The sequence below is a fragment of the Joostella atrarenae genome (assembly GCF_021764745.1).
In the GTDB taxonomy this organism is placed as follows: domain Bacteria; phylum Bacteroidota; class Bacteroidia; order Flavobacteriales; family Flavobacteriaceae; genus Galbibacter; species Galbibacter atrarenae.
Genome location: NZ_JAETXX010000015.1, coordinates 1 through 13574, shown reverse-complemented (window position 1 = coordinate 13574; position 13574 = coordinate 1). Strand labels below are relative to the sequence as shown.

At 33.5% G+C, this 13574-nt stretch carries 10 protein-coding genes; 9 read left to right on the top strand and 1 reads right to left on the bottom strand.

The features are described from left to right. Nucleotides 1–19: 19 nt before the first annotated feature. The 8 genes from JM658_RS15745 to JM658_RS15710 all read left to right on the top strand — a co-directional run bounded on the left by JM658_RS15745 (nt 20) and on the right by JM658_RS15710 (nt 11951). The gene (locus tag JM658_RS15745; protein ID WP_236960538.1) at nt 20–865 is read left to right on the top strand and encodes an alpha/beta hydrolase; all 846 of its coding nucleotides are present in this window, start codon (nt 20–22) and stop codon (nt 863–865) included. A 65-nt stretch (nt 866–930) separates the two neighbouring features. Next, nucleotides 931–2247 carry a tRNA lysidine(34) synthetase TilS gene (gene tilS, locus JM658_RS15740; protein WP_236960529.1) on the top strand — a complete coding sequence of 439 codons (1317 nt, stop codon included), beginning with the start codon at nt 931–933 and terminating at the stop codon, nt 2245–2247. After that, the gene (locus JM658_RS15735) at nt 2240–4210 is read left to right on the top strand and encodes a protein-disulfide reductase DsbD family protein (protein WP_236960527.1); all 1971 of its coding nucleotides are present in this window, start codon (nt 2240–2242) and stop codon (nt 4208–4210) included. Before tilS ends, JM658_RS15735 begins: the two co-directional genes overlap by 8 nt. A gap of 133 nt (nt 4211–4343) precedes the next feature. Then, nucleotides 4344–5582, top strand: a complete 1239-nt coding sequence (locus tag JM658_RS15730) for a S41 family peptidase (protein WP_236960525.1) — start codon at nt 4344–4346, stop codon at nt 5580–5582. A 168-nt stretch (nt 5583–5750) separates the two neighbouring features. Then, nucleotides 5751–6368: a helix-turn-helix domain-containing protein gene (locus JM658_RS15725; RefSeq protein WP_236960523.1), complete on the top strand. Its 618-nt coding sequence runs from the start codon at nt 5751–5753 to the stop codon at nt 6366–6368. A gap of 267 nt (nt 6369–6635) precedes the next feature. Further along, nucleotides 6636–8474, top strand: a complete 1839-nt coding sequence (locus tag JM658_RS15720; protein ID WP_236960521.1) for a CocE/NonD family hydrolase — start codon at nt 6636–6638, stop codon at nt 8472–8474. 190 nt (nt 8475–8664) lie between these two features. Continuing rightward, entirely contained in the window at nt 8665–10314 is a 1650-nt protein-coding gene (locus JM658_RS15715) for a solute:sodium symporter family transporter (protein ID WP_236960519.1), read from the top strand. Between the two features lie 101 nt (nt 10315–10415). Continuing rightward, nucleotides 10416–11951: a YifB family Mg chelatase-like AAA ATPase gene (locus JM658_RS15710; RefSeq protein ID WP_236960516.1), complete on the top strand. Its 1536-nt coding sequence runs from the start codon at nt 10416–10418 to the stop codon at nt 11949–11951. A 52-nt stretch (nt 11952–12003) separates the two neighbouring features. Here JM658_RS15710 and JM658_RS15705 read toward each other — a convergent pair whose 3' ends face one another. Next, entirely contained in the window at nt 12004–12435 is a 432-nt protein-coding gene (locus JM658_RS15705) for a hypothetical protein (RefSeq protein ID WP_236960514.1), read from the bottom strand. Nucleotides 12436–13130: 695 nt separating this feature from the next. On the opposite strand from JM658_RS15705, the gene JM658_RS15700 reads away from it, so the two are divergent. Beyond that, nucleotides 13131–13529 carry a hypothetical protein gene (locus tag JM658_RS15700; protein ID WP_236960512.1) on the top strand — a complete coding sequence of 133 codons (399 nt, stop codon included), beginning with the start codon at nt 13131–13133 and terminating at the stop codon, nt 13527–13529. Nucleotides 13530–13574 lie beyond the last annotated feature (45 nt).

Here is a 13574-nt window from a genome sequence, read left to right as displayed (position 1 = left end):
CCATTACCCTTTTTCTTTTATGCAACATCAAGGTTTCGATTTTTATTGTAGTAACAAGCGTTTATTTGGTCAATATTGGCATGGTGAAAAGATGAAAGCAGCCGTTATGTTGGTTCATGGAATGGGAGAACATAGTGGCCGTTATACAGGCTCTGTAATCCCCGAACTTGTGGATGCCGGTTATGTAGTTTTTAGTTACGACCATTTTGGTCACGGTCATTCAGAAGGAAAAAGAGGCCATTGCCCAAGTTATAAGGCTGTTTTAGATAGTGTAGATGCTATTATAACAGAAAAAAATGATCGTTTCCCAGAACTTCCAACTTTTCTCTACGGACACAGCATGGGCGGCAATGTGGTTCTTAATTATGTAATGAGGCGTAAACCAACATTGCAAGGGGTAATAGCTTCGAGTCCTTTTCTAAGAATGGCTTTCGATCCGCCAGGATGGAAAATGAGCGCAGGGAAAGTATGTTACTATATGCTGCCTTTTATAACGATGCCTAGCGGAATTAAAGCTAAATATATTTCTCGTGATGAAAGCGAAATAGAAAAATATAAAGACGATCCTTTAGTGCATGATCGCGTAAGCCCAAATTTTACAATCCCCTTTATAAAATGGGGAGAGTGGGTGCTAAACAATCCCAAGGAATTAGAAATTCCATTACTATTATTTCATGGTTCTGGCGATCATATTACGAGTCATTGGGCTAGTAAAGCCTTTGCTAAACAATCCAATTTAATAACTTTTAAGCTTTATAAAGGTGGTTACCACGAACTTCATAATGATTTAGATCGAGAAGATGTTTTTGAAACTATTGTAGATTGGCTGGATAAGCAGTTATTGGCTGATCTTGTAGAGATTTAAAACATATCTCAAGAAGTCATTTAAAAAAAACATCATTTAAAATAGGCTTTAGTTACCTTTGTAGGATGTTTGATAGATTTAAAAATCATATTACAAAACGATTTCCTTATCTGTTGACTTCAAAAGTGGCAATAGCTTCTAGCGGAGGAATTGATAGTATGGTGCTTACTCATTTATGCTATCAATTGGGAATGGATATCTGTGTCTTGCATTGCAATTTTCAACTGAGAGGGGATGCAAGTCTTGGAGATGAAGATTTTCTTCAGCAAAAAATGGAAACATTTGATGTTCCTTTTTATTCGATTAGGTTTATGACGAATGCTTATGCTGAAGCTCATAAAATTTCTACGCAAATTGCAGCCCGAGAATTACGTTACGATTGGTTTAAACAGCAAAAAGACATTTTAAATTTTGAGTATCTATTAACGGGGCATCATGCAGATGATAATTTAGAAACTTTTTTGATTAACCTTTCTCGCGGAACAGGAATTGAAGGCCTCACTGGAATCCCAGAAATTAACGATTATATAGTGCGTCCATTATTACCTTTTTCTAGGGATGAGATATTTCAATATGCACTGCACAATGAAATTAAGTGGCGAGAAGATAGTAGTAATGCTGAAACTAAATATCTAAGAAATAAAATCCGCCATGAGGTTATTCCAAAAATAAAGGAAATCAATCCTAACGTATTACAAAGTTTTGAAAATACGGTAAATCACTTAAAAGGGAGCTCAGAAATCCTAAATAATCACATCGATAGTTTACGATCGGATATTTTTATTAAAGGGGAAAAGGATATTAGGGTGTCCATATCTGCTTTGCAAGAACTTACTCCAAAAGAGTCTTATTTTTATCATCTGTTTAAGGGTTTTGGATTTAATGATCCCACGGATCTTATTAATATAATAGATTCTCAAAGCGGAAAACAGCTTTTTTCAAGTACACATCGGTTGGTTCGTGACCGTGATGAAATTATTATTTCTACTGCTGAAAAAGAAGAAGAAACAGTTGATTTTTTTATTGAAGAATCGCAAAGTCTTATTACTACCCCTATCAAAATATCTATCGATTTAGTAGGACAAATTGAAGCAGGAGATTCGTATTCAATATATGTTGATAAGGAAACGTTAAAGTTTCCTTTAAAACTCCGAAAATGGGAAAATGGTGATTATTTTTACCCTTTTGGAATGCAGGGAAAGAAAAAGCTCAGTAAGTTTTTTAAGGATGAAAAATTTTCCTTGCTGGATAAAGAAAAACAATGGTTACTATGTGATGCTCACAATACGATTATTTGGATAGTTGGCAAGCGTGCCGATAATCGATTTAAAGTAACTGAAAAAACGAAGCAAATTATAAAAATACAATACGTCGATGCGTAATTTATTAGTTACATTATTACTTTTTATTACTACATTCTCCCAAGCTCAAGATCCTGTAAAATGGAATACTTCCGTAGAAAAAATTTCTGATACTGAATATGAGTTAACTATCAATGCTTCCATACAAGAGCATTGGCATTTATATGCTCAAAATCAGCCGCTCGGAGAGGATGCTTCTATAATTCCTACTGTTTTCCATTTTGAAAATGAAGGAGAAGGCTACAATCTTATCGGAGAGGTAGTGGAAGAGGAGCCCATTACAGAAATGGATCAGATTTTTGAGGAAGAGTTGTCTTATTTTGCTGAGAATGCAATTTTTAAACAGCGAATCCAAATTACAGATCCAGCCTTAAAAAGTGTAATTGGTTCTGTAGAATATCAAGCTTGTGATGATGAACGTTGTATATTTAACGATGCCGAATTAGGTTTTTCTATTGATGGAGGAGAAGTTGTTTTTCAAAATAAAAATATCGACGATAAAAGCCTTAATCTTGCTGAAAACCTAGCATTACCATTAAAAAACAAAGAGCTTTTAGAGCATACGCAAGGAAGCGAGACAAGCGAGGATAGTGGACTTATGAGCCTTTTTGTACTTGGTTTTCTAGGTGGACTTATTGCCTTACTAACACCTTGTGTTTTCCCTATGATTCCGTTAACGGTTTCTTTTTTTACTAAGCAATCTTCGGATAAAAAGAAAGGAATTTCTAACGCTGTTCTTTATGGAGCGTTTATTATTGGGATTTATATGGCGCTGAGTGTTCCTTTTCATTTCTTGGATTCTATTGCTCCAGAAATTTTAAATAATATCTCTACGAACGTCTGGCTGAATGTTACCTTTTTTGTAATCTTTATATTTTTCTCTTTTTCATTCTTTGGATATTATGAATTAACATTACCGAGTTCTTGGGGTAATAAGATGGATTCTGCTTCTAATTCTGGAGGTATAATTGGAATTTTCTTTATGGCATTAACGCTGGCAATTGTTTCTTTCTCTTGTACAGGGCCAATTCTAGGTTCTTTATTGGCAGGTTCATTATCAAATGACGGTGGCGCAATGCAACTTACAGTTGGAATGACAGGTTTTGGTGCTGCTTTAGCTTTACCATTCGCCTTGTTTGCCTTATTTCCAAATATGCTAAAATCGCTTCCTAAGTCTGGAGGTTGGATGAATACAACAAAAGTGATTCTAGGTTTCTTAGAGCTTGCTTTAGCTTTTAAATTCTTATCGAATGCCGATCTTGTTGAGCATTGGGGAATCTTAAAAAGAGAGGTTTTTATCGGAATCTGGATTGTTATTTTCATATTAATGGCGCTTTATGTGTTCGGAATCATTCGTTTCCCTCATGATGGACCTAAGAAGAAACTTAGCTTCTACCGTGGAATTTTTGGTGTTGCAATTATAGGTTTTGTTATTTATTTAATTCCTGGTTTACAGAACTCCAAGGAGTCTAACTTAAAGCTGTTAAGTGGATTCCCACCGCCTGTATTTTATAGTATTTACCCACAGGAAAGTGACTGTCCACTTGGACTTACCTGTTTTAAAAACTTTGAAGATGGTTTGGAATATGCCAAGGCAAATAACAAACCTATTTTATTGGATTTTACAGGATGGGCGTGTGTAAATTGTAGAAAAATGGAAGAGAATGTATGGAGTGAAACAGAGATATTCTCAATGTTAAATGATGAATATGTTCTTATTTCATTGTACGTAGACGACCGTAAAGACTTGCCTGAGGATTTACAGTTTAACTATAAACTTGACAACGGACGAGTAAAATCTATCAAAACAATAGGCGATAAATGGGCTACCTTCCAAGCTATCAACTTTAAAACAGCTTCACAGCCATATTATATTTTGATGTCTCCAGATTTTGAACTCCTTAATAGTCCGCAGCAATATGCAGATGACATAGCTTATTATGAGTGGCTTAAACAAGGTTTGGCTAACTTCAAAAAGGAGTAATAGACTTAAAGTAGTTTGATTTTTAGCTGAATAAAGCAATATTCATACTTAATAATTTATAAAATTCACCTCAAAGGTTCCTAGAGTCTTTGAGGTTTTTTATTTTTAGTAATTATTTAACCTTATCTTTATAATGAAACTGATTTCCAGCCTCTTCTTTTTTTGTTTTATACTGAATACAAACGCCCAATCTCCAACGTGCGACTGTAAGGCTGATTTAGATTTTCTTTATAAAGAATTGATAGAATCTAAAGCCTATAAATCTCAAAAGAGAAATATAGAATCCGATTTTAAAGCTTCGTATCAAAAATTAAAAGCATCTATAAATAAAGAAGAAACTCCTGTTTTTGATTGTTATATTCTGTTAAATAGACTGTTGTTGCCTATAAAGGATAGACACACGGAAATCTATGGGAATACTACATCTGTAGCTTATAGTGAATTTGATAACGAAGCTATTTTGGCTGACTTTAAAGCTAGTGAAACCAATAGGATCTTTCCTAAAAGTACATTAGCAATCGATTCTCTTTCAAAAGAATTATCAACTAAAAAGAGAGAAGATCTTGAGGGAGTATATTATTATGGAAAATACTTAAAGATAGGAGTTTATAAAACTTCAGATAAAGCATATAGGGGAGTAGTTTTAAAATCTACATTATATACATGGGAACGTGGAGATGTTATTTTGAATCTATACAATACTATCAACGATAGATACCAATTTGTTACGGGAACTCATACCGGTAAAAAGTTAATAAGTGCTTCAGGAGTTATAAAAAACGGTCAATTTTTAAAGCTCGGTTATAAAAAAGATACCACTACAATTAATTACTACAAACCACCTTATCCTGATCATAACTATGAATTAAGTATAGTTGCTTCTAATACTCAGTATATAAAATTGGGGAGTTTTGGGAGCTATGGAAATCTATTAAAAGAGGCAGATGCTTTTGCTGATAAAATCTCTAATAAACTTACGGCAGAAAATATTATTGTAGATCTTCGTGATAATACTGGCGGAGGTGAGCGTAATTCTAAACAGTTCTACAAACTACTTAAGAAATTTGTGCGTAACGGAAATCTATATGTTTTGGTCAATGGAAATACAAGAAGCGCAGCAGAACAGTTCCTTTTAAAGGTTAGCGAGCTACCTAATGTAACTGTTTTAGGTGATAATACCGCTGGAGCATTGTCTTATGGCTGGAACTCTAAAACCCAAGTTATAACACCCAGCGAATACTTTGTTTTTCATCCAACAGATATTGATAATAGTCAGTTTTTAGAATATGAAGTGATTGGAGTTTCACCAGATATTTATCTTGATAATAATGAAGATTGGATTTCCCAAACGCTAAAATTTATCAATCATTAGTAAAAAGCATCAGAACTATAAAAAATGAATAACTAGCTGTAATTTTAAAGTTATATGACTTTTGAGTCAGACATTGGCGTAATTGTCATAGAATTGTCATAATAGTGACGTAAGAACTAAAACGGACTTAAAATACCTTTGCTTAGTGAACATTAAAATTATTGAATTATGAATAATCAAAACTTAGCAATTAAAGTAAAAGAGTTGAGAAATAGAAAAGGTTTCTCTCAAGAACAACTATCGGAAGAATCAAAATTAAGTCTTAGAACAGTTCAACGAATTGAAAAAGGCGAATCAATTCCGAGAGGTGATACGTTATTAAAGTTAACGCAAGCTCTTGGAGTAACGCCAGACGATCTTTTAGAATGGGCAGATGTTGAAGATAAAGGTTATCTAACTCTTTTGAACTTTAGTGCTCTAGCAGGTTTATTATTTCATCCATTGCTAGGGATAATAATCCCATTAGTAATGTGGATCTTGAAAAAGGATAAAATAAAGTTTGTGGATAATTATGGAAAGAAGATAATTAGTTTTCAGATCACTTGGACTTTGTTACTTTATTCCATCATAATGATAGCTACAAAAGGTTCTTATATTAGATTCGATATTAATTTTTTTGATATATTTTCATCCTTAGTAAATTTTAGAATGAATAAAGAAGTAATCTTTACTGCTCTTATAGGCGTTCTTTATTTGTATAACATTGTATTAATATTTAAGAATTATATGAGGATAAAAAAGGGGAAATTAAGTTGGTATTTTCCTGCTATTCCGTTTTTGAAGTAAAATTATCATATAACATCGCTTATGTCTTATATTTTAGGTCGATTATAAATCGACTTGTATTTAAACTGAAAATCTGAATGGATTACACATTTCTAGATGCATGAAACTTAATTCGTGATTTATTTTTCTAAACTTCAACAATAATAAAGAACGCAACGTATAATTTTAATCAAATATGTTAGTTTTTAACTTTTATAAATTCACTATTACAGGAAATACTAATAAATTTGAATTTCTTAAACTAATAGCTAATTTTTATTTATTCAGATGAAAAAAATATTATTACTCTTTTTATTAGTATCCTTTAGTTACTTATCTGCACAGGATACATATAGCGTTCAAGATAATTATAACAAACAGGAAGTTATGATTACAATGCGCGATGGTATAAAACTGCATACTACTATTTACAGTCCAAAAGATACTTCTAAGAAGTATCCTATTCTAATGCAAAGAACTCCTTACAGCTGTAAACCTTACGGAGAAAACCAATTTCGTTCTAAAATTGGACCTAATGAAACGATGATGAAAGAAGGGAATATTATAGTGTATCAAGATGTTCGTGGACGTTGGAATAGTGAAGGGGTATATGATAATATGCGTGCTTTTATTCCCAATAAAAAGAAGAAAGAAATTGATGAAGCATCAGATACTTATGACACGATTGATTGGTTGGTGAAAAATGTAAAAAACACGAATAAAAACGTTGGTGTTTGGGGAATTTCATACCCTGGATTTTACTCTACTTATTCATTGTTAAGCGAGCATCCTAATTTAAAAGCGGTATCTCCACAAGCATGTATTGCAGATTTCTTCTTTGATGATTTTCATCATAATGGAGCTTATTTATTGAGCTATTGGAGAGCAACTTCTTTATTTGGTTATGAGAAAGACGGTCAAAAAACAGAAGCTTGGTACAATTTTCCTGAATTAGAAAGTAAAGACCAATATCAGTTTTTCTTAGATGCAGGACCTCTTAGTAATCTAGATAAATACTATAAAGAAGATAATGTATTCTGGCAGCAATTAAAGGAACACCCTAACTATGATGAATTTTGGAAATCTAGAGGGATTATCCAGCATTTAGAAGATATAAAACCAGCAACAATGGTTGTTGGAGGTTGGTTTGATGCCGAAGATTTATACGGGCCACTTACCACTTATAAAACAATAGAAAAGAGTAGTAATAACTACAATACTATTGTAATGGGACCATGGAGTCATGGTGATTGGGCGAGAACAAAAGAGCGCCAAGCAATTGGGAATGTATATTTTGGAGATAATATTTCTGAATTCTTTCAAGAGGAGATAGAAACGAAATTCTTCAATCATTTTCTTAAAGAAGGAGGCAAAGGTGAATCTGGACTTCCTGAAGCTTATGTTTATGATACAGGTATAAATGAGTGGAATACATATGATGTATGGCCTCCAAAGAACATAAAAGAGAAAACTTATAGTTTGGGTCAGCACCAATCTATGGGAGAAATAATGACGTTACAACATTCTTATGAAGAGTTTATAAGTGATCCTAACAAACCTGTTCCATATAGCGAGGACATAAAAATGGTTTTTACTCCTAGAAAGTATATGACCGACGATCAGCGCTTTGCAGCAAGAAGACCTGATGTTTTAGTTTTTGAAACACAAGTTTTAGAAGAAGATATGACTGTTATTGGAGATATAATGGCGAAATTAAAAGTAGCTACTTCTGGAACAGCTGCAGATTGGGTGGTTAAAGTAATAGATGTTTTCCCTGCTGATGCTGAAAACTATGAAGAAACACAAGATTACCTTCAAATGAGTAATTACCATATGATGGTGCGTAGTGAAGTAATGCGTGGACGTTTTAGAAATAGTTTTGAAAATCCAGAGCCTTTTGTACCGAATGAAGAAACAGCAGTAAATATTAAGCTTCAAGATATTTACCATACATTTAAAAAAGGACATAAAATGCAAGTGCAAATCCAAAGTACTTGGTTCCCATTAATAGATATTAATCCGCAGACGTATGTAGACAATATCTTTAAAGCAAAAAAGGAAGACTTTAAAAAACAAACACATAGAGTTTATAATTCCTCGAAAATAGAATTTAAGGTATTAGACTAATATCGAATTATAATCTCATGCTTATACAAAGGTGTCTCTAATCGAGGCACCTTTTTTTGATTCTTCATAATAGCTTTGCAACAAAAAAGGTACGAATATGAACAAAAATGCCTCTTTTTAATTGTCAAAATCTCAAATAAATTTATTGAAATATTATATATTCGCAATCTAACTTTAACTATTATTTGGTATGGCAATACTATCCTTTGTAGGATTTACGCTTTTAGTGGCGGTAATCGCATATTTTGCTACAAAAAAAACAAACGAAAACACATCTGATGGATATTTCTTAGGAGGACGTAGTCTAACTGCTGGAGTTGTTGCGGGGTCGTTATTACTAACAAACCTTTCTACAGAACAGATTGTAGGTCTTAACGGACAAGCATATTCAGAAGGAATTCTTGTAATGGCATGGGAAACATTAGCAGCACTAGCAATGGTGGTAACTGCTATATTTTTACTTCCTCGTTACTTAAAAGGTGGACTTACTACCGTGCCTCAATTCTTAGAAACTCGATATGATAAAGGAACCAAAACAATAGCTTCAGGGCTATTTTTATTAGGTTATGTAGTTATATTTTTACCAATCGTATTGTATTCTGGTTCTTTGGCAATCTCTACAATGTTCGATATCCCTTCTTTATTAGGAGTCTCTTTAAACACATCTATTTGGATTTGTGTTTGGGTAATTGGAATTATCGGATCTATTTACGCAATTTTTGGGGGATTAAGAGCAGTAGCAATTTCAGATACTGTAAATGCTGTTGGACTTCTTATTGGAGGATTAATGATTCCTTTCTTTGGATTGATGTTAATTGGAGACGGTTCTGTTACAGAAGGTATTACTATTTTAATGAACGAGGCTCCAGAAAAATTCCAATCCATGGGAGATCGTACTAGTTCTGTACCTTTCAGTACTATTTTTACAGGGATGATGCTTGTGCAGTTGTTTTATTGGGGTACTAATCAAGCTATAATTCAACGAGCTTTAGCTGCTAAAAACTTAAAAGAAGGTCAAAAAGGATTATTACTAGCTGCTTTTATTAAAATATTAGGGCCGCTAATTGTGGTGCTTCCTGGGATCATTGCTTTTTATGTTTTTGGGCCTGACTTAGAAACTCCAGATCAAGCATATCCTTTATTAGTTAATAAAGTGCTTCCTACAGCATTATTAGGGTTCTTTGCCGCTGTATTATTCGGAGCTATATTAAGTTCGTTTAACAGTGCTTTAAATAGTTCTGTAACGTTGTTTAGTATTGATTTTTATAAAGAATATATCAATAAAGATGCTTCTGAGATTACAGTTATTAAAAACGGTAAATACTTCGGAATTGTTTTAGCAATAGCATCAATGTTAATTGCACCGCTTATTGCAAATGCTCCAAACGGATTATTTGGATACTTACAAGAAGTAAATGGGTGTTATAGTATTCCTATTCTTACTATTATTGTGGTAGGATACGCAACCAAGCGTGTACCAGCAATCGCTGCCAAAGTTGGGATTATTTCTGGGAGTGCTTTATATATTATTAGTCAGTTTATAGTAAAACCTATGATGGCAGATAATGCAATTGAAGCCGCAAAAGCTTCAGGGATTACTGATCCTGATAAGTTAGTTGAAATAGGTACTCTTGCTTATCCACATTATTTACATGTAATGGCAATTTTGTTTGTTATTAATATCATCATTATGTTGATAATTGGTAAAATAGCACCTAGAGATACAGATTTCGAATTAGAGTATACGCAGAAAGTAAGCATCGAACCTTACAAGTATTTAGTTCCTGTAGGACTTGCTATTTGTGCAATTGTAATAGGTATCTATGCATACTTCTCTTAATAAGTTTCAGTAGAAATAAAACATATTATATGATTATAGAATAAGCTCCAATTTGGAGCTTATTTTTTTCACTATATTTAGGAGTGTAAATAAAATATGACATGTTAAGAAAAATTTTCGGCAGTTCGGTGTTTGGTATTGAAGCAACTACAATAACTGTAGAAGTAAATATAGGTCAGGGGATAGGGTATCATTTGGTTGGCTTGCCAGATAATGCCATAAAAGAGAGTAATTATAGAATAGCGGCAGCCTTACAGTATAACGGATTTAAAATTCCAGGGAAAAAGATTACCATCAATATGGCTCCAGCAGACTTGCCTAAAGAAGGTTCTGCATACGATCTTACTCTTGCCATAGGGATTTTAACAGCTTCACAGCAAATAAAAGCAGATGGTCTAGAAGATTACTTAATCATGGGGGAACTCTCTTTAGATGGTACTTTGCAACCAATAAAAGGAGCGTTACCAATAGCTATAAACGCCAAAGAAGAAGGTTTTAAAGGTTTTATCCTTCCAGAAGAGAATGCTAAGGAAGCTGCTATTGTGGAAGGAATTAATGTCTATGGAATTAAAGATATAAAAGATGTTATCGCTTTTTTTGATGAAGGAATTCCGTTAACACCTACTATTGTAGATATAAAGGAGGAGTTTAATAAAGCATTGGATTTTCCAGAGTTTGATTTTTCTGATGTAAAAGGACAAGAAAGTATCAAGCGAAGCATGGAAATAGCTGCCGCAGGAGGACATAATATTATTTTAATAGGACCACCAGGCTCAGGAAAAACAATGTTAGCAAAGCGACTTCCTTCAATTCTGCCACCCATGACGATGAATGAAGCTTTAGAAACAACTAAAATTCATTCTGTTACAGGAAGAACAGCCAATATAGGAATCATGAATTCTCGTCCGTTTCGGAGCCCACATCATACAATTTCGGACGTTGCCCTTGTTGGTGGCGGTGCTTACCCACAACCAGGAGAGATTTCGATGGCTCATAACGGAGTACTTTTTTTAGATGAATTACCAGAATTTAAACGAGGCGTTTTAGAAGTAATGAGACAACCGTTAGAAGATAGAGAGGTGACGATCTCTAGAGCTAAATTTACGGTAACATACCCTTCTAGTTTTATGTTGGTTGCTAGTATGAATCCTAGTCCAGGGGGATATTTTAATGATCCAGATGCGCCTGTAACATCATCACCAGCAGAAATGCAACGTTATTTAGGGAAGATTTCAGGTCCGCTTTTAGACCGTATAGATATTCATATAGAAGTAACTCCTGTTCCTTTTGAAAAGCTTTCAGACGAACGAAAAGGCGAACACAGTTCCGTAATTCGAAAGCGGGTAACTAAATCTAGAGAGATTCAAACAAAACGTTTTGAAGGCTTACCCACCATAAATAATAATGCTCAAATGAATACCAAACAAATCCGTGAGTATTGTAAGTTACAACCGTCTTCTCTTCAACTATTAAAAAGTGCTATGGAACGGCTAAATCTTTCAGCAAGAGCATACGACCGTATTTTAAAAGTATCAAGAACAATTGCCGATTTAGAAAATGTGAATGCTATTAATGAAAGTCACATCAGTGAAGCCATTCAGTACAGAAGCCTAGATCGAGACGGTTGGCTTGGTTAGTTTTTGTTATGAGTAGGGGTGTTAGTGATTAATAATTTTAGAATTTCATTTATTATCTAAAAATACTAGTTGTTCCTTCACAAGCCCAAAGTATTTCATCATCATTATAGGCTGTAAATGAGTTAGTACCAGTAAAATTTTCATTACTTTCAGAATAAGTATAGTTACCAATAAACTTACGCTTACTACCTGAAGGAAGCGTATAGACGGTTTCAAGAGTTAATTCATTTCCTATTAACTCGTAATAAGAACTTGTTAGATATCCAGGATCAGTAAATTCAATAGTATTGTCAGCTAAAAACCTAAACTCAAAGGGAGCGCCTTCTTCTAAATCAAATCCTTCGGAGCATACTTCTCCATGTCTCTGAAAATTCCATGAATCTTCAAGAATTTGTTTATCTAAGCTTATAGTTTGATTATCATCATCAGATGAACAGGAAATTAATAAAAGTCCAATTATTAGGGGCAAAAATATTCTTCTCATTCTTTTTTCAATTTGTTAATTTGTGTTTTTGTTAAATTTATTTTCACCCAAACATACAATATTTTAGAATATATCCGATAAAAAAATCGTAGTAGTGTTTACATTTATTAGTAATGTTACATTCAATACAGTATAAAAATCGGTGTTTTATATTGCTTAACCTATCTAAGTACGTCTTACATAATAATTTATACGTATGGCAACGTATCGGGATAGGTCTTTCACGCCTAATTATACGTATGGCAACGTATCTGGACAGGTCTTTCATGCCTAATTATACGTATAGTAACGTATCTGGACAGGTCTTTCACGCTTAATTATACGTATGGTAACGTATCGGGATAGGTCTTTTACGTCAAATTATACGTATGGCAACGTATCGGGATGGGTCTTTCACGCCAACTTATACGTATAGCAACGTATCGGGACATGTCTTTCATGCCTAATTATACGTATGGTAACGTATCTGGATAGGTCTTTCACGCCAAATTATACGTATGGCAACTGAATTGACCTGTAATAATTAATATTATAAATAAGTAACTAATAGAATTCAGTCTATAAATATTTGATTTTAAGAGGTTTAAATGTTACTCGACCTTGTTTTAGATACGTTTTGACTAAAAGGGGAAATAGACCCTAGATAATCCCTTAGTCTTAGCTGTAACTTTATGTAAATCAAAAAGTTATTTGTTATGAGAAATTTTCTATTATTCGGGTTATTAATTGTTATTTCATGTAGTTCATCAGATGACAATGAGGTTGTAGACGTGCAATATTTTAATCCTCCAACATGGATTCAAGGCACATGGGTTAGCAAAGAAAGGGGAGTGGTATTAGATGGTTACAAGTTTACTTCAAATGATTTTATAATGACGCATGGTCATACTAAACTCATATCAAGCTATAAAAGTAAATTACATAATATGGAAAGTGAAGGGATATTTCCAGTAGTTTATGAGAAGGCTGCCAAAAATGAATATACATTTACAATTACATACGGTAATGAACATATGGATTTTTCATTTTATAAAGCTTCAAATGGATCGCTTATTTCTAATAAACGGGAAGGAGCGTATATAAAACAGCCGTAGTAGCAGTATAACCAATTTGGTCATGCTTTAAAGCAATTTTCATAG

What these genes read in the sequence shown, in the direction of transcription:
- tilS (WP_236960529.1), top strand. Translation starts at nt 931, where the DNA reads ATGTTTGATAGATTTAAAAATCATATTACAAAACGATTTCCTTATCTG.
- JM658_RS15700 (WP_236960512.1), top strand. Translation starts at nt 13,131, where the DNA reads ATGAGAAATTTTCTATTATTCGGGTTATTAATTGTTATTTCATGTAGT.
- JM658_RS15725 (WP_236960523.1), top strand. Translation starts at nt 5,751, where the DNA reads ATGAATAATCAAAACTTAGCAATTAAAGTAAAAGAGTTGAGAAATAGA.
- JM658_RS15705 (WP_236960514.1), bottom strand. Translation starts at nt 12,435, where the DNA reads ATGAGAAGAATATTTTTGCCCCTAATAATTGGACTTTTATTAATTTCC.
- JM658_RS15735 (WP_236960527.1), top strand. Translation starts at nt 2,240, where the DNA reads ATGCGTAATTTATTAGTTACATTATTACTTTTTATTACTACATTCTCC.
- JM658_RS15730 (WP_236960525.1), top strand. Translation starts at nt 4,344, where the DNA reads ATGAAACTGATTTCCAGCCTCTTCTTTTTTTGTTTTATACTGAATACA.
- JM658_RS15715 (WP_236960519.1), top strand. Translation starts at nt 8,665, where the DNA reads ATGGCAATACTATCCTTTGTAGGATTTACGCTTTTAGTGGCGGTAATC.
- JM658_RS15720 (WP_236960521.1), top strand. Translation starts at nt 6,636, where the DNA reads ATGAAAAAAATATTATTACTCTTTTTATTAGTATCCTTTAGTTACTTA.
- JM658_RS15745 (WP_236960538.1), top strand. Translation starts at nt 20, where the DNA reads ATGCAACATCAAGGTTTCGATTTTTATTGTAGTAACAAGCGTTTATTT.
- JM658_RS15710 (WP_236960516.1), top strand. Translation starts at nt 10,416, where the DNA reads ATGTTAAGAAAAATTTTCGGCAGTTCGGTGTTTGGTATTGAAGCAACT.